The 25,033-nt window shown below is 69.5% G+C and carries 20 protein-coding genes and 1 pseudogene; 7 read left to right on the plus strand and 14 right to left on the minus strand.

All coding sequences use genetic code 11. The annotated features are described in order from the left end of the window. Positions 1-189 precede the first annotated feature (189 nt). Both ACZ6KF_RS32495 and ACZ6KF_RS32500 read right to left on the minus strand, forming a co-directional pair. Positions 190-702, minus strand: a complete 513-nt coding sequence (locus ACZ6KF_RS32495; RefSeq protein WP_469241695.1) for a DUF6232 family protein — start codon at positions 700-702, stop codon at positions 190-192. 226 nt (positions 703-928) lie between these two features. Beyond that, a pseudogene (locus ACZ6KF_RS32500) lies at positions 929-1,149 on the minus strand (Tn3 family transposase); the annotation flags it as partial. Between the two features lie 351 nt (positions 1,150-1,500). On the opposite strand from ACZ6KF_RS32500, the gene ACZ6KF_RS32505 reads away from it, so the two are divergent. Next, positions 1,501-2,790 (plus strand): endonuclease domain-containing protein, encoded by a 1,290-nt coding sequence (locus tag ACZ6KF_RS32505; protein ID WP_469241698.1) that lies wholly within the window; start codon positions 1,501-1,503, stop codon positions 2,788-2,790. Between the two features lie 87 nt (positions 2,791-2,877). Here the strand turns inward: ACZ6KF_RS32505 and tpg are convergent, their stop codons facing one another. After that, a complete protein-coding gene (gene tpg, locus ACZ6KF_RS32510; RefSeq protein ID WP_356646110.1) occupies positions 2,878-3,435 on the minus strand; it encodes a telomere-protecting terminal protein Tpg in 558 nt (185 codons plus the stop codon). Between the two features lie 9 nt (positions 3,436-3,444). Next, positions 3,445-5,685, minus strand: a complete 2,241-nt coding sequence (gene tap, locus ACZ6KF_RS32515) for a telomere-associated protein Tap (RefSeq protein WP_469241700.1) — start codon at positions 5,683-5,685, stop codon at positions 3,445-3,447. 193 nt (positions 5,686-5,878) lie between these two features. Here tap and ACZ6KF_RS32520 point away from each other — a divergent pair, with 193 nt between their 5' ends. Then, positions 5,879-6,847, plus strand: coding sequence for a hypothetical protein (locus ACZ6KF_RS32520; protein WP_469241702.1), 969 nt, complete (start codon positions 5,879-5,881; stop codon positions 6,845-6,847). Between the two features lie 344 nt (positions 6,848-7,191). On the opposite strand, the gene ACZ6KF_RS32525 is transcribed toward ACZ6KF_RS32520, so the two are convergent. From ACZ6KF_RS32525 to ACZ6KF_RS32535, 3 genes are all read right to left on the minus strand, one after another. Next, a complete protein-coding gene (locus ACZ6KF_RS32525; RefSeq protein WP_010639982.1) occupies positions 7,192-7,389 on the minus strand; it encodes a hypothetical protein in 198 nt (65 codons plus the stop codon). Beyond that, positions 7,386-8,903, minus strand: coding sequence for a hypothetical protein (locus tag ACZ6KF_RS32530; RefSeq protein ID WP_469241705.1), 1,518 nt, complete (start codon positions 8,901-8,903; stop codon positions 7,386-7,388). The genes ACZ6KF_RS32525 and ACZ6KF_RS32530 overlap by 4 nt, the downstream gene beginning before the upstream one ends. 594 nt (positions 8,904-9,497) lie before the next feature. Further along, positions 9,498-9,740 (minus strand): hypothetical protein, encoded by a 243-nt coding sequence (locus tag ACZ6KF_RS32535; RefSeq protein ID WP_469241707.1) that lies wholly within the window; start codon positions 9,738-9,740, stop codon positions 9,498-9,500. 222 nt (positions 9,741-9,962) lie between these two features. Between ACZ6KF_RS32535 and ACZ6KF_RS32540 the strand changes: the two genes are divergently transcribed. The 3 genes from ACZ6KF_RS32540 (at position 9,963) to ACZ6KF_RS32550 (ending at position 13,311) form a co-directional block, all read left to right on the plus strand. Then, positions 9,963-10,547, plus strand: a complete 585-nt coding sequence (locus ACZ6KF_RS32540; RefSeq protein ID WP_469241709.1) for a hypothetical protein — start codon at positions 9,963-9,965, stop codon at positions 10,545-10,547. 286 nt (positions 10,548-10,833) lie between these two features. After that, a complete protein-coding gene (locus ACZ6KF_RS32545; RefSeq protein WP_469241711.1) occupies positions 10,834-11,574 on the plus strand; it encodes a hypothetical protein in 741 nt (246 codons plus the stop codon). A gap of 195 nt (positions 11,575-11,769) precedes the next feature. After that, complete coding sequence (locus ACZ6KF_RS32550; protein ID WP_469241713.1) at positions 11,770-13,311, plus strand: hypothetical protein; 1,542 nt, start codon at positions 11,770-11,772, stop codon at positions 13,309-13,311. A 534-nt stretch (positions 13,312-13,845) separates the two neighbouring features. Here the strand turns inward: ACZ6KF_RS32550 and ACZ6KF_RS32555 are convergent. The 4 genes from ACZ6KF_RS32555 to ACZ6KF_RS32570 all read right to left on the minus strand — a co-directional run bounded on the left by ACZ6KF_RS32555 (position 13,846) and on the right by ACZ6KF_RS32570 (position 18,094). Continuing rightward, positions 13,846-15,909 (minus strand): tetratricopeptide repeat protein, encoded by a 2,064-nt coding sequence (locus ACZ6KF_RS32555; RefSeq protein ID WP_469241715.1) that lies wholly within the window; start codon positions 15,907-15,909, stop codon positions 13,846-13,848. Between the two features lie 62 nt (positions 15,910-15,971). Further along, the gene (locus ACZ6KF_RS32560) at positions 15,972-16,445 is read right to left on the minus strand and encodes a hypothetical protein (RefSeq protein ID WP_469241717.1); all 474 of its coding nucleotides are present in this window, start codon (positions 16,443-16,445) and stop codon (positions 15,972-15,974) included. 89 nt (positions 16,446-16,534) lie between these two features. After that, complete coding sequence (locus ACZ6KF_RS32565; protein WP_469241728.1) at positions 16,535-17,005, minus strand: zinc finger domain-containing protein; 471 nt, start codon at positions 17,003-17,005, stop codon at positions 16,535-16,537. A gap of 345 nt (positions 17,006-17,350) precedes the next feature. Continuing rightward, positions 17,351-18,094 carry a TIGR02391 family protein gene (locus ACZ6KF_RS32570; RefSeq protein ID WP_469241719.1) on the minus strand — a complete coding sequence of 248 codons (744 nt, stop codon included), beginning with the start codon at positions 18,092-18,094 and terminating at the stop codon, positions 17,351-17,353. A gap of 192 nt (positions 18,095-18,286) precedes the next feature. On the opposite strand from ACZ6KF_RS32570, the gene ACZ6KF_RS32575 reads away from it, so the two are divergent. Further along, a complete protein-coding gene (locus ACZ6KF_RS32575; RefSeq protein WP_469241721.1) occupies positions 18,287-19,888 on the plus strand; it encodes a hypothetical protein in 1,602 nt (533 codons plus the stop codon). Positions 19,889-20,004: 116 nt separating this feature from the next. On the opposite strand, the gene ACZ6KF_RS32580 is transcribed toward ACZ6KF_RS32575, so the two are convergent. Then, positions 20,005-21,528: a hypothetical protein gene (locus ACZ6KF_RS32580; RefSeq protein ID WP_469241724.1), complete on the minus strand. Its 1,524-nt coding sequence runs from the start codon at positions 21,526-21,528 to the stop codon at positions 20,005-20,007. Between the two features lie 153 nt (positions 21,529-21,681). On the opposite strand from ACZ6KF_RS32580, the gene ACZ6KF_RS32585 reads away from it, so the two are divergent. Continuing rightward, on the plus strand, positions 21,682-22,047 hold the full coding sequence (locus ACZ6KF_RS32585; protein WP_469241726.1) for a nuclear transport factor 2 family protein: 366 nt from the start codon (positions 21,682-21,684) through the stop codon (positions 22,045-22,047). A gap of 52 nt (positions 22,048-22,099) precedes the next feature. Here ACZ6KF_RS32585 and istB read toward each other — a convergent pair whose 3' ends face one another. Both istB and istA read right to left on the minus strand, forming a co-directional pair. Continuing rightward, positions 22,100-22,897 (minus strand): IS21-like element helper ATPase IstB, encoded by a 798-nt coding sequence (istB, locus tag ACZ6KF_RS32590; RefSeq protein ID WP_019891874.1) that lies wholly within the window; start codon positions 22,895-22,897, stop codon positions 22,100-22,102. Beyond that, entirely contained in the window at positions 22,894-24,525 is a 1,632-nt protein-coding gene (gene istA / locus ACZ6KF_RS32595) for an IS21 family transposase (protein WP_469241730.1), read from the minus strand. Before istA ends, istB begins: the two co-directional genes overlap by 4 nt. Positions 24,526-25,033 lie beyond the last annotated feature (508 nt).

Consider the following 25,033-nt stretch of genomic DNA (forward strand, 5'->3'; position numbering starts at 1 on the left):
GACTTCCCCCGGGGCACGAACCCTAGAGCCGTCACGGGCAGGCCGGTGACGATCTCCAGGCCCCGGCGCTGGCGTTCCTGCGGCCACCGGTTCTCCCCCCTGCCACGGATGTTCCTGTGCTGGTCAACGAGTCGGACGCGGGGAAGGACCGGGCGACCGGGGGCGGCCCGCGGCCAGTGGATGTGTCGCTCATAGTTTGATCCCCGTGTTTCCCCTGCCGCCGTTCATGTTGACGACGGAACCGAAGTTGTTCGTGGTGTTGTACTGCTTGAGGACGGTGGAGAACTCGTATTGCGGGTGGTCGAGCGCGTACACGATCTGCCCTGCGATCGCCCGCAGTTCATCCATGCTCGGCATGGTCAGGAACACCCTGGAACCGCTGTTCATCTCGACGACCAGCACCGGCTTCCTTGACCAGAGCAGGACGGCGCAGACAACGACCAGGATGAACAGGGTCGGGACGCCTGGGACAGGGCCGCCGACCCCGCTGCCCCCGTCCGTGGAGTCGAACCGGGCGGAGACCAAGAAGGCGACGACGACCAACAGTAGGAAGTAGACGCCTACCTTGCCCCAGGCGGGCTTCAGCCTGAACACTTCGACCCAGCTGACATTGCGCAACGGAACCGCTGCCGACCCCACCCACAGGATGTGCCGCTGGACCCGGAGTTCCAGTCGCTTTCCCCTGCGGGGAGGCAGCGGCATCGGCGGTATCTGAGGAGGCGGCTGCGGCGGCCGAGACGGGGGCCGGGGCGGAAGCTGTGGCGGAGGCCCGGGAGGTGTCCCGGGAGGTGGTACGCCGATGCCACCTGTGTGATCCATGGTCCCCCCGTGCTGTCGTCACAATCACCCGCGTAGTGCTTGGCGCGGGAGCATCATTAAGCCTGTGTGGGGTCGTGGGACGGCAGACGCGATACGGCCAATGTCATCGTCACTCGTCGGCGGCGTCCGGGTCCCGCAGCGGACGTAGACCGCCGGGCAGGGTCGGGATGCTGGAACGGGTACCGGCCCAGCATGTTGATGTGGTCCGCACGAACGGGAGTCCTCGTCACGGACGTCGAAGCCGTCCGCCCGCAGCTGGTTCACCGCGGCGTCCATGTACCGGGTGTCGAAGAGCACCAGTGCGTTAAGGACCAGGCCGGGGGCGCTGAGATCACCCGCGAGCTCGCTACCCGCGGCTACGACGTCATCGGCACCGGCCGCACCGACTCTGTCGACACCGTCGCTGAGCAGCTGCGTGCCCTGGGTGCCACCGTCTGTCCGCTCCACACTGACCTGAGCACCTACGAATACGAAGGGGTCGAACGCAGAGTCCAACGCAGCGGCCGCGCCTCGCGTGTGCGCCAGGTCCCGTGCACGGCACCGTGCTCGTAAAAGACCACTGACACGCCCTCAACTAGCGGCCGGACACATCGGACGCGTATCGAGTACCCGATCGGTCTTTCGTGGCTGTGTACGAATCTGCGGAGGGCGTTGTCAGAGGGGTCTGCAACGCTCCCGCCCATGCCCATGATCAGCCCGAAACTGGCGTGCGCCAACTTCAAGGACGAGACCCGCGACGCTTCGTTGCCCCTGCGCCCCGATGTCCTGCTGAAGACGATGTCGCACCACCTGCGCTGGCACGGACACGTCGTCGTCGGCGACGTCGCCTTGCGCCTGTACAAGCACAAGGGGCCGTGGCAGTACGACGAGCGTGACGTGCGCCGGGCCGCCCGGGACCTGGCCGCCGTGACCGTCGATCACGACGACCTGGTCGAGGTCGTGTTCCCCGGGCGGCGGTGGCGTGAGGAGAGCAGCGCCGAAGATGAGGACGCCTGGAGCCGCGCGAATTGGCGCGGCCAGATCGCCGGCTGGATGTACCACGAGGCCCTGTCCAAGGAGATGGCCCGGGATCGTCCGTACGACGAGCGCAGCGAGTGGGCGCGGATCGGGGAGAACGGCCTTCCGGGCGGGCTGACCTGGGAGGAGCTCGTCTCCGTGCGGAACGGATCTGGGAGCTCGTCCTGGATCGCCGGCACCTATCCCTTGGAACTGCTCACCCGGAGCGAGGGCCGCTGGTGGCTTCCTCGCGCCTACGCCGACCTCCTGGACCGGTGGGAGGTGGTGGAGGAGAAGCTCCTCGAACGGGCGCGGCTGTGCTCGCGGTGCGGGGCGCGGGGGCCGCGCTGGAGCGGCTGGAGGACGCCGACCAAGACCGGGTACGTGACGATGTGCCCGCCGTGCTCGGGGGCGGAGTTCACCGCGTACACCGGGCACCTGCGCGGCGTGCCGTACGGGCAGATGCGGGCCCGGAAGCTGCGGGCCGACGACTACCTGTGCCGGCTGTGCCAGTCGAGCAGGGCCTCGGTGTGGGACCACTGCCACGGGCACGACCTGGTCCGCGGCCCGGTCTGCGCCAGCTGCAACACCTTCGAGGGCAAAGGCATCCCGGAGCTCCTGCTGCGACGGGAGGAGGTCGTGGCGCACCTGCTGGAATGCAGCCGCTGCCGCGAGGAGCGGACCCTTCCCCCGCGGTTCCACGCTGCGGTTGCCGGGTTCCACCTGGAAGCCGACGCCCGGCACGCCAGCTGTCCCGTGCAGCCGCGCGTCCGGCATCGGGACACCACCACGAGCGGACACGTATTCGACCTGTACTGCGACCGGCACTGGACGAAGACGTGGAGAGAGGAAGTGCCGACTGCCGAGGTGCACGAGCTGGTCCGCGCCTTCGTCGACCAGGCGCTCGCGGCCGGGCACCCCGGGGCCGGGGTGCCGGGTCCGCGAGCGGCTTCCGACACGAATACGCGGACCTGACGAGTCGGAGCTCACTTCCGCACCCTGACCGCAGAAACTGAGCGGGCCCGGACCGTGTGGTCCGGGCCCGCTCGTCGTCCGGGGCTGCTACAGGTCGAACTCGAGGTGCTGGACGTCCGTGAAGCGGACCTCCTCCAGGCTTCCGGCGCGGCGGCCGCCGTCCTGGAAGTAGACCTCCTTGAGTCCTTCGGCCACGATCTGCTGGAGCTGGGCGTCGCTGGCGCCGGCCTCCTGGGCGTCGAAGAGACGAGCGGCGAAGTGGGGCGGCAGGGCGACGGTCAGGTGCCGGACACGGTCCTCGTCCGTCGACCCGATCGGCGCGGTGTAGCCCATACGGGCCCGGGTGTCGATGACGATGCCGCCGGTGGTGGCCGCCTTCTGCCGGGCCTTGGCCCGGATCTGCGGCTGCCACCGCTTCTTCACCTCGCGCTCCAGGCGCGCGGCGAGGTCGGGCCGAGGCTTCTTGATCTGGTCCTTCACGTACCGCTCGACGGTGCGCTGGGAGACCCGCAGCATCTGGGCGACCGCCTTCGTGCCCTTGAGCTGCTTGACCAGGTACCGCATCTGCGCGCCGGCCGACTTGGGCGCCGGGCGGGTGAACGCCTTCTGCACCGCGGCCTCCAGGCCGTCCCCGAACAGGCTCATCGCCTACTCCTACTCTCCGTTGTCAACGTCGGTGACGGTGCCATCCTTGATGTAGCGGGCGAGGTTGAGCTCCGGTGCGTTGAACCGCTCGCGGACCTCCTCGCCCCACAGGACGTCCTGGGTGCCTTCCCACTTCACGAGCCCGGGGTTGATGCCGAGCTTGAAGCCTCCGGGCAGCGCCTTGCCGTCCCGGTAGGGCAGGAAGTCCAGCGGCGAGGGCCCGTTGGCCGCGTACACGACGCAGTCGGACAGGATCGCCACCGGGTACTGCCCGGTGAACACCGCGTGCTTGACGATCTTCCTGTGCAGGTTGATCCGCGTACGGGAGATGACCGCCGCACGGATGTCCGGCCGCCACGTCGGACGGGACAGGGCACGCCACGGCTCACCCGGCCGCCAGCCCTCACCCCGGGGCCGCTCGCGCAGCTTGCCCAGGCCGCCCTTCACCGTCGCCTTGATCGCCGACACGACGATCGCCAGATCCGGGTCACGCTCCTTGTAGCCGTCCATCGCGGCGAGGAAGTCGGCCGGGGCGAGGTCGGCGTCAACGCCGAGGTCGGCCATCGTGGCGAGGTACGCGTCACGGAGCCGGTTGTACCAGCCGTCCAGATAGCGGCCGTTCTCGTAGCGCACCCACGCCTCCAGCGGGCGCACCTCGTAGCCGAGCTCCACCGCGTAGGCGACGGTGGGCGTCGCGTACCAGGCCGGGCCGGTCGGGCGCTCGCCCTTCGGCGTGAACGGACTAGGCAGCAGCGAGCCGTCCAGCTCCACCCACTCCTTGCCGACCTTCACGCGGGACAGGTCGACGTGGGAGAGGTCGACCAGCCAGGAGCCGGGCAGCTTCGGGTCGAACGCGGGGGCCTTGACGTGCGTCGCCTCACCGAGGCCGACGTTCAGGCCGTTGGCGCCGGCCGCGAAGGCCATGTTGATGTCGATGCCGACTAAGAAGCGCAGGGTGCACTCCGCGTCGGTCATCGGCCGTGCCCAGTCGTACGCCTCCTCGAACAGCTTCTCCGCCGGGCCGCGCACGTGGAACCGCGGGAGGTCCTTGAGGACGGGGTGCCCGTCGGGGACCTCGCACGGCGGCCAGTTCATCGGGTCGATGGCGTCCTTGCCCAGCGAGCCGGGATTGTGCTCGGAGTGCCGCTTGCCGTCGGCGTCCGGCTCTGAGGCCCGGGTCGGCGGGTGCAGGGCGGTCATCAGCTCCAAGCCGGTCACGGCGGTGGAGCCGCGCGGCGTCATGACCCGGGAGGCGTACACGCCCAAGACACGGGCGAGTTCGGCGGGCGGGAGCTGCCCGGCCTCGCCCCAGTGCCGGGTGTCCAGCGCGTTCCACGACGGGATGCACAGCTGCACGCAGGCCCGCTCCGACCCGGTCGCGGGCTGGTAGATCCGCGCCCACGGGCCGAACCCGCGCTTGGTCAGCTTCCACTCCGCGCGGGTCAGCTGCTTGATGACCTTGTGGCCCTCCGGGATCCGCCCGGCGTGCTTCTCCTCCTCGGTGAGCGCGGTGGGCAGGCCGTAGCGCTCCAGCGCGGCCTCCGTGAGGACGATGAGCGGGTCGGCGTCCTTGCCGGGCCCGGCGAGCTTCGGCTGACCGAGCTTGGCCTCGCGCAGCGTCCAGTCGACCAGGGCCGGGATGCTCTTGGCGGGCACGTCCAGGACCAGGCCGCCGGTGCAGTACGCCAGCACCTGCCCGTCCTCGACGTCGACGACCGCCAGCGGCCCGTTCTCGAACCGCGGGTCGGTGCCGCCCGCTGGGGTCCCGGCCGGGGCCGCCTTCTTCGCGCCGGGACGACGCGAGGTGGACGACGGCCTGGTGGTGCGCGCCGGGCGGGGCGCAGCGGCCGGAGCAGCGGCAGCGGGAGCAGGGGCGGTCTGGGTGTTCTCGGTTGCAGTCATGACCGCAGCCTCGGATGCCTCCCCTGTGGACAGAGTCCGCGGTTCCTCCGCGGCGGGCGCACTGGTGAACGTGGCCGGCACCGGGGCGGTCGGCTCCTCCGAGGCGGGGTAGAGCTCCGCGAGCTGCCTCAGCAGCCGGGCGTACGCCTCACGCTCCGGGCCGCGCGGCTCGGTCGGCTTCTTCACCGACTCCCATCCGGACACCGTGGCCCGCCGCACCTTCAGTGCGCCGGCGACGTCGTCCAGCGTCAGACCGTGCGCGACCCGCAGCCGCTTGCGCTCCTCCGCCGGTGGCAGCGGTGAGCGTGACGCGACCAGCGCGTCGACCGCGTCGAACAACTCGGACATGGAACACCTCCTGACCAACACTCTACCCCATGAACCGTAAATTTCGCGTACCTATTCCGTACAGATTGCGCACGAATAGCGTGCGAAGAGGGGGAGGGTCCTGGCCAGGGAAGGGCTGGAAACCGTCGCGTCACCCCGAGTCCTCGTGGGGAGATATGGGCGGTCGCATACTCGGAGTAATTAGGGGGTCACTGTGGGGTGGAAAGACGCGTTCGGCGACGCCATGAAGGAGCTGGAGGCGATACGAGAGCAACTCAAACGTCTCGATCGCCTCGAGGACCCGACGGTCGGGCTGACCGCACTGCACGGTGACGTCACCCAGAGCCGCTTGAAGATCCTGGAACAGCTCCAGGCGGGCGTCACCGGACTGCGTGAAGAGAACCGGGAGGTCCGCCGCCGCCAGGACCGGATGATCAGCGACCTGAACGAGACGCGAGGCGAGCTCCGGCAGCTCCTGGACCTTGTCGACGTCCTGCGTCCCTTCGCGCCGCCCGAGGGGACAGGCGACACGTCCGCCGAGGGCACGCCGGACCGTCCCGAGCGGACTGCGCAGCCGCCCGACCCCGAGGCCGGCTACGGCTCGTCCGCCGACGCCGAAGGCCATCCGCCTGTCTCAACCGACACCGACTCCCAGGGGGGAACCATGGAGAACACCGGGCACCGGCCGCAGCCCGAGTCCGGCGAGGACCAGGACCTCGCGCTGAAGAGTGCCATCGAGGCCGCCTACCAGGGCACCGGCACCCCTGCCGGTCAGCCCTCTGCCGCCACGCCGCAGTCCGCCGACGCGGTGGATCCGCGGGTCGCCCACGGCGTCCTGCTGCTGAAGGCCGCCGGGGTGGCCTCCGCCGAACTGATCGCACACCGCGACACCTGGGAGTGGCTCGCCGCCCTGGCCGTCGACCACAGCCACTTCCGCACCCCGCCCTCGGTCGAGGACATCAAGGAGGGCCGCGTTCAGACCGTCCTGTCCGGACGTTCCCTCATCGCCCTGCTCATCGAGCTGTGGAACACCCGCTCCACCGCCACCCCGCTACAGGCCGACTACGCCCTTGCCATGACTACCTACGACCGCATCGCGGTCGAACTCACCAACCTCACCGGACAAGGCGAGACCATTCGCATCATCCTGGACGACGGTCTCCCCCAGGACTCCGGGGACTGACGGCATCTCACCGAGAATCAGACGACGGCCGCCCGGAACGATCCGGGCGGCCGTCCTGATGCGCGAGCTTCAAAGCGCGAGGGCCGCTACCACTGAGACGGGTCTTGCGACGGATGTTCTGGTCGGATGGGTGGCTGGTTCTCACGAACGCGCACCGGTCCGAGGCGCTGGTCCCTACCGTCGTGACCATGGCGAAGAGGAAGCCTCACCAACACGCTGGATCGACGGCGCCCAGCACACGCGGCGGTGATGGCGAGGCCTGGTCACCACCCGCCGCGACGACCTGCGTACTTCTTCGCTGTGACCACGGCGTCGGCCCGGGCGTCCTGCTCGCCCGGGCCGGTTCAGCCGATCACGGACCGGGCGAAGGCGACAGTGCCGGCGAAGGCGCCCCCGGCAGCCAGTACTGCGACAGCCCATGCGTTCCCTGCCAGCACGGTCAGCACGCCGGCAGCCACGGCGATCTGCGTGCCCAGCATCAAGATGACCGCGGCACGCACCGTCATCAGCGGCTCCTGCGATCGGTCGGACGGCGCACTCACGGAAGCTCCTGGCGGCTGTTCTCGCGCCTGCGCCACTCCTTGCCGAGGCGCTTCAGTTTGCGTCGGGCCCGCACTCCTTGCGCCTCATCCTGCTGCACCAGGTCCGACGCTTTGGGCCACGTCATGGGGTGGTTTTCCGACCAGGCACGGACCAGGGCCTGTTCCTGCTCGTTGAGCTGGCCTGCCACGTAGCGCACCGGAGCGGTCTCGAACTGCTGGGCCCAGGGAACGAGGCGGGGGATCACCAGGTCCTCCGGCCCGGGCACGGTGTCCGGCTGCTCCCAGCCCTCCGGTATGTAACCGATCGAGGCACCGCGGATCTGGTGATCGCGCTCAAAGTCGCAGCCCTGGCGGGCGTACCGGACCAGGACCCTGCGCACCGACTGGTCGTCGGTGAGGTCGGCCTCCTGCTCCCATGCGCGTTCGACCATCGCCACAGCCAGGGCCTGGCAGTGGTCTTCCAGCACCGGCCACAGGCGCAGGCAGCGGCGCAGGAAGTCCTTCATTGGCTCTGTGTCGCCCTTCATGTACGCGTCGAAGGCGTATCGGGCCTCGGCAAGGACGGACGGCTTCAGCCGCTTCGCCCAGTCGGCGACAGACCGGACTCCGGCGAAGAGGTCGGCCACGTGACCGCCGATGAGGTCCGCCAGCGGTGGACGGGTGCTGAGGATCTCCTGCACCATCTGCGGCAGTCCCACCGGGATAGCGAAGCAGTTCGGTGCCAGCGTCCCGGCAATCTTCGCAAGGCTGGGCAGCGGCGGAAACAGAGCCGGGAGGCCTTCAAACGCCGGGGCCAGGCCAACCCGCGATTGACGAACGAGTGCACCGAGACCGGCCAGCGGCTGGAAGGCGTCAGCCATCGACGACAGACGGGTGGCCGGTCCCAGCATGCTCGCCAGGCTGTTGACCTTAGGTTCGATCACGGACAAGGTCGCCCTGGCCGGATTGAGTCCCTCCAGCAGCCCCAGCGTGTTCGCAGCGGAGGACTGCAGTACCGAGTTCACGGTCTCGGACAGCGAGAGGACCTGGGGCTGAACGCTGGACAGCGCCGACAGCGCGGCATTGCGGGTCCCCAGCCCGTCCAGCAGCGACTGGCCGACCATCTCTCCGATGTTGGGAAGCCGTGGGACCGGCAGCTCGATGTTGGCGATGGCCGGGGCCAGGCCGAAGTTCGCCAGGTTGGTGAACTCGCTGAGCATCGAGCTGATACCGGCCAGCGGCTGGAGGGAGTCGCTGATGCCGGACCAGAAGGCAGCCGTGTCAACGACGTCAGCCAAGCTGCCGGGGTTCAGGACGGCATCGTCAAGCGGCGGGAAGACACCGTGGCCCAGGTCGAGCGTGTCCATCGGTGCTGCGAATTCGGCGTCGCCCGACTCGTCGAGAACCTTAGTGTTAGGCGCGCCGCATCCTTCCGGCGAGGGGGCGAGCAGTGATTCCGCTGCTTCGGACGGTCCTGCAGCAGGCTGCTGAGCGGCATCCTCGGGTGCCGAGTCCGGCGTTGAAACCGCAGGCATCTCGGGCCTCCTTTGTTGCTTGGGTAAGTCTGTTCACCTACCTGCGGCGGGAGAGAGCTGATCCGGCACTCAATCTCCCGGCATCTGCTGTGATTCACGCCACACCCCACTGTCTAGCGGTGTTCCCCTTCCGTCAGCCCAGCCCCTCCGCCAAGAGGGCTGGCCGATCACCGCCCTGACACCGCATCACTCCGCGTGGCAGGGCGGGCTGCCATCACGAACTGCCCATGCTCCAAGAGGGATTCAGCCGCACGCGCCCGCTCGCCGTCCCTCATGCCGTCTGCCGCAGCGGCGATGTCTCACAGTCCGCTGCCCTGGAAGCCCGCTTCTGCCGGGCCCGGCGCAGCGCGGCCGCGCGGGATACCTCAGCTTGGTGCGGCGGCGCTGTGCTCGGGCTGCTTCGATCGGGGCCGGCGCATCGTCCGGGACGGCGTCGGGCTCGGGGAACGCACGGCGGGACAGCTCGCGCATCGCGCGGTTCTGCCGTTCCACCGCTTCCGCGATAGCCGGGTCCACCCGGAACTGAACCGCGATGCCTTCGCCTGAACCGAGCCCTGGACTACCTGACGGAGCCCACGACCTGCCGTAGCGTCCTCAGTCCGCAGCGCGGCGTTCGTCGTCCAAGTGGGCCATGGCGTATCCGAGCTCGTCGGGATGGCGGGCGAGGCGGGCCATCACCCACGCGGTCTTCGCGTCCATCCCCTCGCCGAAGTCGGCGGCCAGGCGCCGTGCCTGCCACGTCGTGCGCGGGGCGAGCAACCAGCGTACGAGCGGGAACTGGACCCGGCCGGTGCCGACCTTCGTTCGCAGGGCCTTAGAAGCGTCGCGGTCGGTCACGATCGCGAGTCTGCTGACAATCTCCGCCCCAGCGCCGGGCGACAGTCTGGAGATCACCGAAACGGGCGGCGGCGCTGGACCGCGCTTGACGTGCGTGTCTGCGACGGACAGAAGCTGAGGGCCTTCACCGGCTGGTGAAGGCCCTCAGAAGTCTGACCCCGGTCGCTTAGCGTAAGCCAGAGGCTGAACCGGGGAATCTGCTGACCATGATACATCAGAGGGGTGCAGATACAACCGACCGCAGCGCAGCTCACGCTTCTGGAACCGCTGATTTCCCGGCCCCGCCTGGCGCCCTACCTGGCCGCCACGGCCACACCGGCGGCCGCGATGGAGCTGTATCTGTGGAACGTACGGCTCTCTGCGGCCTTCGCTGAGGTGATCGCCCTCGCCGAGATCATTCTGCGCAACGCCATGGCGGAGCAGCTCGCCGCCGCGTACGGAGCCACCTGGTACGCGCGGGCTGAGCTGTTCGACGAGCGCACGATCAGCGGCTTCCGCACCACCTGGCGCAACATCAACCTGCCCGCCGACCCGGCGACCGGGAAGCCGGCACAGAAGACCCTCCGCACGGTTCCGGCCGGGAAGATCGTGGCGGAGTCCACCTTCGGCTGCTGGGTCAACCTGCTCGACAAGGGCGGCACACGGGGCGACGGTCCGTACAAGAAGAACGTCGACTACGACTCCACCCTGTGGCGCAAGGCCCTCCACAAGGCGTTCCCGAACAGCGGCGGCAAACGGACCACGGTGTTCACCACCGCCAGTCACGTCCGCTCGCTGCGCACCGTGCCGCCCACCACGAGCCGCTGATCGACGGAGCTCCTCTACCTGGCCAGACCGACCGTCAGGGTCGGACCCGTCGGCTGACTCTCGCTGAAGCGCACGCCGAGGTTCTCCGCCTGGTCGAGTACATCGACGAGGACGTCGCCACCTGGCTCGGGCAGAACAGCCGTGTGTCTGACCTGCTGTGTACCCGGCCGTGGCCCTTGTCCGGCTCAGCGCACGAGCGGAGCCGGTCGGGTGGCGCGGTCGTGTCCGCAGCTGTGGGGTGCTCGTTGACCGGCGGAGGTCGGCCAACGAGCAAGGGAGACCGCCGATGGGGCGGATCAAGAAGAAGCGCGCGGCGCGTGACGCGCGCCGCCAGCCCGGGGTCCAGCCGCAGACGGCGCCGCCGTTCCCGCAGGCGGAAGTCGAGCGGGTCATGCGGCTGTGGGACCGGGCGATCGACACCGGGCTGATGGCTAGCGGCACGGATGTGAAGTACCACTTCACCCCGGACGGCAAGGTGCTCTCCGTCGCGGTCGGCAGGAGCGGGCAGGTGCTGGCCAACGGCGAACGGCTCACGCCGTCGGTGGCAGAACGGCTGCGGGAGGACATGCCGCTGCTGGCGGGGATGGTCACCTTCTACGAGAACAACCAGCTCGCCGGCCGCGGCCTTGACGGTGCGCCCCAGGACGGCGTGATGCCCCTGTTGCCGCCCGCTGGCCCCGATCCGATGCCGACGGTGAACCAGGAAGCGTTGACCGAGGCTCAGGCCGCCACCACTGTGTTGGTACGTCAGGGCAAGGTCGCCGAGCCGGTGGGCGCGATGGTGATCCCCGCACCAAGGGGCGGGGTGCTGTTTGCCGTCGGAGGCCGGGACGGGGAGCTGTACGTCAACGGGCGGGCGCTCACCCAGCAATGGGCCGACGCACTGCGGGCCAAGGTTCCAGAACTCGCCTCGGACATCGACCGGCTCCAGGCCATGCGTGCGGAGTGGCTGGACACACCCCCGCAGGACCGCACGCTGGCGCTGGCCGGCAGCTGCACCGACCCGAACTGTCACACCCCGCACTGAACGAAAGTCGCGCGGCCCGGGGGCAGGTGCTGGCCGGGCAACGCATGCGACGCTCTTGCATGCCGGTAAACAGGGCGAGTTCACCAGCCTTCGCCCCTTTGCGCCGCATACGGTGGCCTCGCCGCCCGCACACGCGCCCGGCACGGCGGGAAGCGGCGGCGAGCATCGTAGACACGGCACGGGAGGAAGACCGGGATGACGCAGGCCGTGGTGAGTGAGCTGGACGAGCGGGTGCCGGGGCGCCGTTGGACAGTGCGTCTGGATGCCGCCGGCCGGGGCAGTGCGGCCGTGCGCATCTCGTGCAGCCGTCCTGCCTGTGCCGAGCAGCGCCTGCCGTCCGCGGCCGCTGGCCGTGCGGCCGCCATCGCCCACCTCAAGGCCCACCTCCGCGCCGCCCCCGCCCCCAGGCCCGAGGCGTACTGCGCATGCAAGCTTCAGGGCTGCCACACCCACCTCCCGGATACCGGCCGGCACACGCGTGCCGAACCCTGGCGATGTGGCGGCCCGGTCGTCCTGGCCGTGATCACGGACCGGGAAGGACGCTGGTGGCAGGCCATGGAGTGCTGCTCGAGGTGCGCGGCCGCCACCCCCGGCGCCAAGACCGCAGCCACCTCCCAGCCTCCCAGCCCGCCAACCCCCGGCCGCCCGGCCCTCACAGCGGCGAACACAGGCGCGGACACGAGCGGGCCGCAGTTCTCCGACCACCAGGCCGCCACCGGGACGGCAGTTCCGGCTCCCCGCTCGGCACCCGCGCGGCGCCGCCCGCCGCAGGCGAAGATCGCCCAGCGGGTCATCCCCCACGACCTGCGGCCGGTTGCCCTGCGGGACGAACTCATCGAGCTCGGAAATCTCTTCCGGGCTTACCAGCAGCGCAGCGAACCCGACCTGGCGCTGCTCGCAGACCTCCAGGAACGCAAGGCCCGCGCGTTCACCACCTGGGCCGACGTCACCTGCGAGGGCGCACTGCGGTGGGAGGCCCGACGCGCCGAACAGGCCGCCGCCGCCACCCGCCTCCAACACCAGCAGCGCACCGGCGGCAGTACGGGCACCGACGGGCCGGCCGTGACGCGGCTGCTGACCGTGACACCGCAGTGGGACCACGCGCGCTCTGTCCTCGCGCACGTAGCCGACCACACCCCGCTGCCCGGCCCGGAGGCACGTCTGCTGGTGCTCATGCTGACCCTGCGCACCGCGCACACCGGCACCGGCAACCTCGTCGGACAGGACATCGCCGCGCTGGGCCTGACCGCCCCGCAGGACCTGGTCGACAAGCTGACCGGCTGCGGCTGGCTCACCCTGCCCGGCACCGCCGAGGACCTGCTCGCCTCCCGGCCGGAGAACCCCACCCCGATCACCGTCCCCTCCCTGGTGCCCCACGAGGACAGGGCGGGTCCGTTCACGTTCGGCAAGAAGATGCGGCCCAAGCTCTCCGGCTGGGCCCAGAAGGTCATCTCTGACAAGAAGCTCCGCAAGGCCAAGGCCACCGCCGCAACCCGGCTGCTCGCCCTGACGCTGGCCACCCAATCCAACACCTCGGGACGCCTCGGGCCCGACGGCCACGGCATCACCCTGAACGCCCCCACCGGCTTGGTCCCGGTCGATGCCGGCGAACTGCAACACCTGGTCGACCAGCTGACGCAAGCGGACTGGCTCACCGACGCCGCCCTCGCCGGCACCCACCTCACCGGGCAGCTGACCGAACGCGTCCTCCCGCTCACCTGCCCCCTCCGGGCATGAGACACATTCTTTACGTCGTAAAGAGGGAGTTTCGGCATAGCGCCACGTTGGCCCGGCGGCGCAGTGGGGGTGCCTCTCAGCCCCACAGTTTGCGGGTGAACTCCTTCGCCCACTCCACCCGCTCGTGGTGCGGACCGTGGGGCAGCACGGGGAGTTCGGGCCGGCCTGGCACTTTGGGCAGGTGACCTCTCCCGCGTGCCAGGTCCGCGCTGCCGAGCCCGCGGTCTCCTGCGGTTCCCGCTCTCTCCTGCGCGGCCGAGGAGGCCGGGGTTCGGCCCGGGTAGGCAGCGGGGGCACGACGTCGACGGCCTGCTGATGGCGTTCGTTGCGGGCGGCCTTCTGCTGCTCGCCGGGGCCAATGTTATCTCGGGTGAGAGACGAGTGTCAGGCATGTGAGGCAAGTCCCTGAACAGGAACTTGCCTCACAGATATCTGGGGGGCGTCAGGCATGTCGGTCACGGCTGGTAGGTGCCACTGGTGCGCATTGTTGTCGGGCACGGTCGGGTGCAGTACCGACGCTGGCACCGCTCCACATCAGGTGGTGGGCTGATCAACGATCCCGTCCCCCGCCATTTCTCGCCAGTAGGCCAGGCTGTGGCGGGTGGTGAAGGTGTCGGGGTGGTCGGGGCCCAGCACCCGCACCATCTCCTTCAGCACCTCGGTGAGCGCGGCCACGGCGCCGGCCGCATCCCCCGCCTCCCCCCGCCAGTAGGCCAGGTTGTGGCGGGTGGTTAGGGTGTTGGGGTGGTCCGGGCCCAGCACCCGTGTCCTTTCCTGCAGCAGCTCGGTGAGCGCGGCCACGGCGCCGGCCGCATCCCCCGCCTCCCCCCGCCAGTAGGCCAGGTTGTGGCGGGTGGTGAAGGTGTCGGGGTGGTCAGGGCCCAGCACCCGTGTCCTTTCCTGCAGCAGCTCGGTGAGCGCGGCCACGGCGCCGGCCGCATCCCCCGCCTCCCCCCGCCACCGGGCCAGCTCGTGGCGAGTGGTGAAGGTGTGGGGGTGGTCGGGGCCCAGCACCCGCACCGTCTCCTTCAACAGCTTGGTGAGCGCGGCCGCGGCGCCGGCCGCATCCCCCGCCTCCCCCCGCCACCGGGCCAGCTGGTGGCGGATGGTCAGCGTGTCGAGGTGGTCGGGGTCGAGGTGTCGGCGGGTGGTGGTGGCCAGGTGGTTGTAGTGGTCGACGGCGGCGGTGGGCTGACCGGATACACCGAGGCTCCAGCCGGCACGGTGCAACACCTCATGCACCTCTGGCCGGAACAAGGCGTCTTCGGCGTGGCGGGTGAGGGCTTCGGTGTTGGCGCGCAGGGCTTGGGCGAGGGCGGTGTCGCGTTCGATGTCGGGCCAGGCGGCCAAGAGGGCATCGGCGGCGGTGCGGGCGCATCGGTCTTGTTGCTCGGGGGTGAGGGTGTCGCGGGTGGTGCGCTGGATGAGCTGGTGGATGCGGACGGCCTGGTGGGGGGTGTCGGGCCGGTGGTCGATGAGGCTGAGCCGGGCCAGGGCGGACAGAGCGCGCACCGCGTCGTGGTGGGAGACGGGGGCGGGCTGCGTGGTGGTGCCGGGGGTGGTGTCCGGGCTGGGGTTGGTGCGGTGGGCAGCCAGGTGGGTGCGGGCGGTTTCGCCGGTCAGGACGTCCTGGGGGATGCCGTTGGCGTCGAGCAGGGCGGCGAGGTGGAGCATGGGCCTGGCCAGGCCGGTGGGGCGGAGTGTGTCGGCGCGGGTGACGGACAGGGACCAGGCGGCGGCCAGGGGGACGGCCTGGTCGTCGGGCAGCCGGTCGGGAGCGAGGTCGGCGAGTGCTATGGCTTGTTCGTCGGCCAGCAGGTTGCGGTAGGTGGCGGCGCTCTCGCGGGAGTCGATGAGGTAGGCGGCGGCTTGTGCCAGGGCCAGGGGCAGGTGGCCGAGTTCTTCGGCCAGGGCGGTGAGCTGGTCCGACGGCTCGGCCCGGCCGTGCGCGGCCAGGAATGTGGTGAGGTAGTCGACGGCCTCGGTCTGCGTGAACCGGCCGACGTCGACCCGGTGGCGGCCCTCCCCGGCAAGGGCGGCGTCCCGGCGGCGGGTGGTGACCAGGGTGCGGCCGTGCGGGCTAGCCGGTGGCCACAGGTGGTGCAGGTCCGCCGGGTCGGCGACGTCGTCCAGGACGATCAGCCACCGGCACGGCCGTTGGCCGGCTTTGGGGGTCAGCCAGGCCAGGAAGGTGCGGGCGGCCTGTTCGGGGTCGTCGGGATCGGCACGGCACAGGTCCATACCGGCCTGCGCGTAGGCGGCCACGACGGACGGGCGGCTGTCGGCGGTGACCCACAGTAGGACGTCGAGGCTGCCGGTATCCCAGGCGGTGCTGGCGTAGTCGGCGGCGAGCTGGGTCTTGCCGACCCCGCCCATCCCGCTCAGTACCTGACACAGCACCGCGGTGCCGCCCTGGTCGATGACGGCGCGCAGCCGCTTCGCCTCGGCTCGCTGCTGGAAGCACTGCGCACGAAGCGGGATGACGCCGACCTGGTGCGGCCACGCCGCGGGCTCCCGGGGGCCGGTATGCCGGTGCTGGTGAAGTCCGCCGGTGACCATGCCGGCGGCGATGCCGCCACCGGCCGCCGTGACGACCATGGCACCGCCCTCCCCGCCGGAAGGGCGCCGGATGCCGGTTGGGCTTGTGGTGACCGGTCCGCTCAGCCCTGCGACGGATCCGGCAGGCGAGGGGGGCCGATCTGCGCCCCGCCGTTGATGACGCCACCGGCGATCGAGCCGCCCTCGGCCCGGATGTCCACGCTGTGCGCCGCCAGCCCGCCCTGCCCGGCACTCACCCCCGGCTGCGGGGCATGCCGGGCGAGCACGGCGCGCAGCTCCTCGGCCGCCTGCTCCCGCTGGCCGGCGTCCAGGTTCTCCAGCAGGGTCTCGATACGGGTCTGCCAGACGGCCTCCTGGCGGCCGCGCACTGCCTCCACCTCACCCGGACCGGCTGCCTGCACACTGTCAGCGGTCTGGTCCAGGCGCTCCAGCTCGGCCTGCTCACGCTGAGCGTCACCGCGGCCGAACCAGCCCGCCACCGCCCGGCTCAGCCCTGCCCAGGCATCCGTGCCCGCCGCCTGCACCAGCGCCGTCCCCCCGGACGCCGCCACCGCGATCAACGCCTGTTCAAGCACTCCCAGACCCCCTCACCCCGTACGTTCACCGCGAACATAGACAGGAACGAACCCCTCCACACCCAGACCGGAGCAAGCAGGCAGAAAGATCAACGGCCGTTCTCACCCCATGACCTGCACGACAACTCCTCACACCCGTATCGACCCCACCCATCGTCCCGACAGAGCTGTGTCGACCGAACCGTTTCCAGAGTCCTGCGTGCCTCACATGCCTCACACCGTGACAGCCTGACCGACCTGCGTGAAGTACCTGGTGACCCCAGATAAGGCCTGCGATCGTCGCTCTGCAGGACGCGGCGCAGGCGTTCGTCGTGGGGAAGCTGTCGCTTTGCGCTGGGGCCGACGCGATCGTCGTTGTCGCACAGCTTGCCGGGGCCGGCGTGGCATCGCGGGCACGTCATTCGGTACCAGTCGCCGCGTGGCACCTGGTGGTGCAGCCGGGGCGCGGCCTTCACCCTCGCCTCATGCACCTGGCCCTTCCTGCCCGACTGCAGCCGCTGCTCCTGGAGCGGACGTGCGGGGCTGACCTCATGCTCGTGCGCCTCCGGGGACGGCTGCATCGACTCCGCAGGAGCCTCGACCTCTTGCCGGTCCTTCTTCTGTTGCCGGGCCAGCTTTTGTGCGGCTTTCCGCGCGTCCAGCTCCAGCTGCAGCCGCTCGTGGTGGCCGTCCGGTGGCCCTCGCACCGTGGACGGACCCGCGTCCTATCGCAACCCGGTACCGCTTCCCCTACATCACGACGGCGGAAGGCGGGATGGGCGCCGAACAGCCGGTGATCGACCTTCCGTACGACGCGCGCAGGGTGGGAGGAGTTCTACCGGCGAACCTGCACATGATCGAGGATCCCTTCTGCGTCTCGTCCGAGGGCTGCCCGGTCCACGAGCGGAAGCCCCCCACCCCCTCCGCTACGTGGTCGCGGCGGCCTGACGGCGCTTGGCGCGTTCGACCTGCCGCAGCAGCAGATCGGCGAACTGGATGATCTCGGCTGCCTCGATAGGGTCGTCAAAGTCGACGGTGCGGTGACTGGCAGGGTTCTTGTACGCGCCCATGGCGCCGGCGAACAGCGCCGAGGCGGCTTCCTGCTCACCGCCTTCGGCTCCGGCGTCGGCGAGCGGGCCGCCGACCTTACCGTTCTGGTGCGGCAGGAACGCCTTGCGCATCAGCGGCACGCCGACCAAGGAGTTGTCGAGGCCGGAGGCGTCCCGGACGGCGACCTCGACCGCCTTCATCGCGGCGAAGCACGCGGTCTCGTAGTCGCCCAGGTCGAAGTTGGTGCGCACCGTGTCTTCCAGGGCCGGATGGAGCGGGCCGGACAGCCGCTGGCGGGCTTCGAACCGCATGGTGCCCTCGGGATCCTCCGCCAGGTTCCTGCCGTCGCGGGACAGTTGACGGAAACCCTCCGACTGACTGGGCACCCGGGACAGTACCGCGTGTGCCTCCAGCCAGGCCCAGGCATCGGAGAGGCGGTCGACGAGGTTCTCGGCATCCGGTTCGTCCTGAAACGCCTGGCGGGCCGAACCCATCGTTCCTGCGTACTGCAGGAAGCCAGTTCCGCCAGCGAGGTGCTGCAGGAGAAGGATCGCAACGTCTCGGGTGGGTAGCTGCCGGATCTGTTCCGCCGGAACCGGCGGCGTGGACGTGTACCTCATGGGCGCACGCTACGGCTTGGCACCGACAGCCGAGGCCCGTGCCTCGACAGGGGAGACTGTCGGGCCGAACACCACGCTTAGCGGCTCCAGTGTTGTCAGTGGCGGGGGGTACCGTCAATCAGTTGGGCGCCCGGCAGTGTGGCCGGGTGCCGACCGGAGGCGGATCTCGTCTCCAGTACGGCTGGAGGTTGCATGGCCCTGGACAAACGCCGCGTGCAGACCGCAGTGATCGGCAACCCCGATTCCGAGCTCCCCGTGGTCCTTCCGATGGAAGCGATAGAGCTCGACGATTTCCGGACCCGCCACGCCAACCAGACCTACTGGTGCGGGACGTGGCTGGGCGGGTGTGGCCACCAGCTGTTCACCAAGCTGTATACCGACCGCGCCTGCCACTTCGCGCACGGGCCCGATCCCGAGCACACCTCCACCTGCGCCCGCAAGGCATCCGGGGTTTCCAGCGCGGATCACCTGTACATCAAGCACGGACTGTTGGACTGGCTGGCGGGCCAGGACATCACCGCCACAGCCACCATCGCGCGCGATGCCGACGGCTCGATCGGCCGGGACGTGCTCTTCGACCCCGCCGGGCGCGACAGCCTTCGGGTGCTGCTCTCATCACCCGGCTCTTCCGCATCGGGGGAAGAGGACCCCGCCCGACTGGTGCTCGGCCCGGAGATGACGCCGGATCCGGACGTGCTGCTGCGGCAGGGCTACGTCAACCGCATCCAGCTAGTCCCTGACGGCACCCGCCGCCGGATCCAGGTAGGCACCGAACGCCATGGCGGGACCACCGACTGGTTCGACTTGGACGAGGTGGAGCTCACCGACTCGGGGCTCACCACCCCGGCGGTCGAAGAAATCCGCCGACTGCGCACCATACGGCGGCCCATCGGTGTACGGACGCCCAAGGCCCCACCGCCACAGAGTCGGCCGACCCCGCGGGCCGTCAGCGACGCCACGCACGGTGTCCCGTCGCAGGACCGTGACGCTGTCATGGCCGCCCTCGAGGAGGCGGTCAGTGACGGGCGTAGCCGTACGGAGATCCGCCGCTGGCTGAACAGGGCAGAGGAAGTGACGCACGGTGGGGCCACCGCGGAAGAAAACGAACTGATCAGGAAGGCTGCCGACGCGCTGCTGAGGCTGGAGCGCGGAGTCGGCGTGCCGACGCCACGGGAACCGACTTTCCAGGAGCGCAAGGCCCTGCAGAACGTCGAACGACTGCTGCAGGTTCTCGCACAGCACAAGGCGCACGGTATGGGGGTCACGCTCCGCCAGCTCAACCAGCTCGCGAAGGCCGCGGAGCAGGCTTCGGCCTGGCTCACCGACGAGCAACGCCTCCAGGTGCAGGAGTGGCAGAACGATCCGGAACCCGCACCCGCGCCGCGGGCCCCTCAGCCGCCGCGCGGCCGCTCACCGCGCCCCCCGGCCTCCCGCCCGGAACCGTTCAACGGGGCAGGCCTCGCTGACGCCGTACGCGACGTTCTGGAACACGCAGCCCGACTGGGCAAGACCGTGCCCCTCACCGACCTGTGTGCCCAGGTCAAGGGCCTGGGCGAGCTGACGGAATCCGATCAGGCGCAGGTGCTGCGCCGGGTCAGGCCCACCGCGCGCCCCCGTAGCGCGAAACCCCAACGTCCGACCCTGCTCACCGCTCTGATCACTACGGAGGACGGGGCCATGCACCCGGTCTACCGGCAGCTCGCTGACCACGCCGGCCATCATTTGCCCCAGCAGGCCGACAGCGCTTGGACCGAGACCGTCAAGATCCTCCACGACCGCTACCGCACCCCATAGCGGCACAACCAACTACGCAACGGCACGGAGGTTCGATGCAGCGCGAAGGCCGCCGGGTGATCCGGGCGGCCTTCGCCGTGAGGTCTGAACCCGGGAAGGTTCGGTGTATTGCCGGATCACTCATCAGCCGAGGCCTCCGGCATCGTCTGGAGGACGGTCTCCACCAGGCGTTGGCGCACAACGGCTCCGATGGGCCGCATTGACTCCAAGTCTCTGCCAGTGACCGGGTGCTGCAGAAGATCGGTAGCCGCCACGACTGCGAGAGCGGCCTGACGCGGGTCGAGCACAACGGCCAGACGCTCGTGCAGCAGCTTGAGGTGCGCGACCGCCCGCCTGGCGACCCGCTGCTCAACGTCGTACTCCATCCCGGCAGCGGTCTGCTCCAAGTCATCGAGGCACCGAAAGACGGCCTCCGGGTCCCAGCTGCCAGGGTAGGTCTGGAGCCACCGGATGAAGAACGCCAGCTCGTCGTCATCGTCCGGGACGCCTTCCTCATCAGGCTGGACTCCGGTTTCAGCAACCGGGGGTGCCGGATCAGAGGCCGGCTGGGGAAGCCCCTGTTCGATGTCGCAGAAAGACGTCTCCAGCGGTTGAAGATCCAGCACCGTGTAGAAGAGGGTGCGGGTCATGGCGCTCAGTCCGCAGCCCGTCACCTCGCCGAAAGCCTTGATTGGCCACGTGGGTTCGGTGACAGCGCGCAGTGCGTGGGTCTCGAACTGGTTGACCGCGTGTGTGCTGATGTTGACGCGCGGGGCGCGGGGGTTCTTCTGCGCAGATTCCGCAGCAGCCCGGGTGGAGCGCCAAACCAGGTTGTAGATCTCTCCCAGCGGCCGGTGCCGTGCCACCTTGTAGGCGGCCTCACGCAATCTCTCGATGTGATTTTCGGTCACGGCCGGAAGGTTGAGGTCTTCCAGTCGGTAGGTGAAATAGCGCAGGGCCTCTTCAGCGATGCATTCCTGCGTCAGGGCGAGGAGGTCGTTGTGCTGGCCTGCAGTGAGGCGTTGCGGTGCCAGTCGTTCGCTCAGCACGGTGTCCAGGTGCTGGGCCCCGGTTCCCGCGCTCGTGGCGAACGGGGCGTAGAAGCAGCTGTCCAGCGGGAAGAACTGCGATGTCAGCTGGGGGCTCACATGTACGGAGTCGGGATCACCGTCCGCCGCGGCGAGGGCGGCCTGGAACGAGGCCGGTTCCCACTCCATAGCGGTGACCGAGGTGGTGGGGTGGATCCTGATGAGGCCGGCCCGGACCAGTGCACCCAGGAGCTGGACGGTTTCGCGCTGGGCGGGGTGCAATGGATCGAGCCAGGACCCGATCGCGGAGATCGGCGTGGTCGACGGCGCGTACCGCAGCAACGCCAAGGCTGCCACCATCTCACGCACCGGGGCCCTGGGCACCGTCTCGGAGAACGTGAGCTGGTACCGGTCTTCCATGACCTCGCGCTGTGCGTGTCGCCAGGCAGCTGCAGCTGTATCGAGTGCCTGCTGCTCTGCAGCGCGGGCACGGGCTGCTTCACGCTTGGCCTTGCGTTTCGGGTCGTTGAGCGTCTGCAGAGTGGACGTCAGGGATTCCGTGCACTCCACGCACACAGGTCTCTCGCCCTTGGCCAGGTCGGCAAGCGCGGTCCGGGAGGTGGCTTTGTTCACGCTTGGCGGCAGCGCTTGTGCATGAGTTCCGGTGGCAGTTGGTGATCACTCCGCCGAGAGATATTCGCGAGTTTTGACGGCAGCACCGTGCCGTCGTCGCGGCGAGTGATCAATTGACTGTGCCTTGGCAAGCAGCGTCCGTAGGGTTTGCGCATGACAGATGAGAGTGAGCGGGCCGTGCAGGCGGCCATCGATGGGGAGATGCGGCTTCTCGATCCCGAGGTGCGTGCTTCCCAGGCCCGTGTCCTGGAGCTTCTGGATCCGGAGTTCATCGAGTTCGGGGCTTCTGGGCGGCGGTGGGACGTGGAGTCGATCCTCACGGTGACGAGCGGAGGCTCGGTGTCTCCGGAGTCTCCGGTCAAGGTCAGTGAGATGGCCGGAGTCGTCCTCGCTCCGGGCATCGTTCATCTGACGTACTTCGCTGACAACCAGGGCCGCCGGGCATGGCGGAGTTCTGTGTGGCGCCTGACGGAGACGGGCTGGCGGATGTACTTCCACCAGGCCACTTTGACCAGTTGAGTGGATGGGACCGCCGCCCGCGAGGGCGGCGGATGCCCAGCCGAATCGGGCTTCAGCTGGCCGTGGCCGGCGCTTCCGCTCGCGCGCGGGTGCTGGCGAGGCGGTAGGAGTCGGTGCCGGTCTCGATGATCGTGCCGTTGAAAGTGAGACGGTCAACGATGGCCGCGCAGAGGCGGGGATCGGTGAAGGTCTTCGTCCAGCCGCCGAAGGACTCATTGGAGGCGATGGCGACGCTGTTCTTCTCCTCGCGCTCGGTCAGAACCTGGAACAACAGTTCCGCGCCGTGCCGGTCGAGTTCCATGTAACCGAGTTCGTCGATGCAGAGCAGGTCGACGCGGCCGTAGCGGGCGATCGTCTTGTTCAGCTGCTTCTCGTCCGCGGCCTCGACCAGCTCGTTGACCAGCTTCGTGGCGAGCGTGTAGCGGACGCGGTAGCCCTTCATCGCGGCCTCAGTGCCCAGGGCGATGAGCATGTGGGACTTGCCGGTGCCCGAGTCGCCGATCAGGCAGAGCGGCTGTCCCTTCTTGATCCACTCGCAGGAGGCGAGGGTGTGGATAGTGGCCGGGTCGATGTTGGGGTTGGCGTCGAAGTCGAAGGTCCGCAGCGACTTCTCCCTGGGGAAGCCGGCAGCCTTGATCCTGCGCTCGGAGCGTCGGCGGGCCCGGTCGTCGCACTCGGTCATCAGCAGCTCGGCGAGGAAGCCGCGGTAGGTCATCTGGTCCTTGACCGCCCGGTCGGCGATGTCGGGGAACTCGTTGCGGATCGATGGCAGCCGCAGCATGCGACAGGCGGTGTCGATGGCTGCGTCGGCGGCCTGCTCGGTCAAGCCTCGCTGGCGGGGCAGAGTCACTGGGCTTCTCCCTCTCGGCTGGTGCCGCCGCTGGCGCGACGACGTCGGAGCAACTGGTCATAGGGGGTCACCGAGGGCAGCGGCCTGGTGTCCGGCGGAAGGTGGGCAAGGCGCCACTCGTGCAGGAACGTCACCGTCGCCGACCCAGAGGTGCCGGTGGGCAGGGCGGCGACGGGCGGTTCGTCTTCGGCCTGGGCGGCCTTGCGGGCCTCCAGAGCAACTGCATCCGAGGTCAGGGCCCCGGCCCGCAGGGCGGTGGCGAGCCCGGCGACCAGGTGCTCGTGGGGGATGTGCCGGGCCAGCAGCAGCACCTCGATCAGGGCCCGGGTGCCGTCCCGCTCGCCGTGGACCTTGCGGGCCTGAGCCCACCAGGCGTCATGGACCGGAGTGAACTTGCCTGCCGAGCGGGCCTGTTCGAGTGCGGTGGCGCCGGGGAAGGCGCCCGGCTTGCGGATCAGGGCTTCGAGGTAGTGGTCCAGCTCCAGGCGGCAGCCAGCCTTGGCGATTAGCCGCTCGTGCCGGGCGACTTCCACGTTCTGGTCGTAAACCACCAGGTGGGAAGCGTGAAGGACGACACGGACGCGTTTGCCGATCAGGCGGACGGGCACCGAGTAGCGGTTGGTGCGGACGGTGATCTGGCTGTAGCGGTCGACCCTGGGGGTGAACACCCGGCCGGTCTCGAACGGCTCATCCGGCAACGGCATCAGCAGCGGCTGTTCGACGGCGAAGTACTCGTCGATGGTCCGCGGTCGGGAGCCGATCCGGCGCCGGCCGTCGTGCAGGTCCCACTGCTCGACCATCTCGTTCAGTTCCGCCAGTGAGGAAACCTCCGGCACCGGGGTGAAGTGGTTGCGGCGGAAGTAGCCGATCTGTCCCTCGACCCCGCCCTTCTCGTGGGCGCCGTCGATGCCCGGGCGGCAGTAGAAGCTCTCGATGCCGAAGTGGGAGCGGAAGGCGATCCATCGGTCGGTTTCCACCCGTGCTCGGCTCAGGCCCAGCACCTGGGCGACGGCGGCCTTGAGGTTGTCGTAGCGGACCCGGCCTCGCGGGACGCCGCCCAGCACCCGCAGCGCGTGGACGTGGCCCTCGAAGAAGGCTTCCTGGCCGGCGGAGGCGAACACGCGGTGGACGGCCTTGCCCGAATACGACAGGCGGAAGGAGAACAAGTAGCAGGTCACCAGCTCGCCGGCGAGCCGCACGGCCACGTCTCCGAAGTCGACTTCCGCCTCCATGCCCGGCGGGTGGGTCTGCGGGACGAACGCCTCGATGGGCGCCTTGCCCGCCTCCACCGCGATCTGCGGCTTCCGGTCGGTGACATAGCGTCTGACCATCGGATACGACACGTCGGCGCCGTGTTCCTCGACCAGCCGGTGGAAGATCCGGGTCACCGTGTGCCGCTGCTTGCGCGGCGCATCCAGGTCCGCCCGCAGGATCCCGTCGATCACGGCCTTGTACGGATCGAGCGCCGACGGCCGCGGCGGCAGCGGCTTGCGCGGCTCCGGCCACGCATTGTTCAAAGCCTTGCGGACCGTCCGCCAGGCGACGTTGTACTTGCGCTCCAGCTCCCGCATCGTCAGGCCGGCCCGATGGTCCCGACGGATCGCCGCGTACAGCTCCACCTTCGACATCTGCGGCATGACCAGGCCCTTTCACCGGGAACACCCCGATGCTGTCCTGGCAAGTACTCCGGTGCTGACAAAACTCGTGAACATCACCCGACTGTGGATCTGGGCGCCTCCCAAACCCATGTACAACCGCTGACGCAACTCGTGAACAAAACCAGGCGGGGGTGTGCTCGGCGGAACACCCCCGCCGCCGACGGGGAGGACCAGCCCTTGTCGTGCTCGGGCTCGCACGAGCACGGAACACCACGCACGAGGCCAAGGCGCGGGACATCGGAACACCCCCGCGTCGGCGGGGAGGACCGGAGCCGGAGGGTCGCCTCACGCTCGTCGAGCGGAACACCCCCGCGTCGGCGGGGAAGACATCGTGCTCATCATCGTCTCTCTGCTCACCATCGGAACACCCCCGCGTCGGGGGGGCCTCTATGTCCTTCGTCAAGCGAGGCGAGGGCTGCGGGACTCGTAGAAGGTTCCGTCGCGGAGCATGGCGAACAGGACGCTGATGCGGTGGCGG

It is taken from the genome of Streptomyces sp. NPDC046379 (assembly GCF_055587785.1).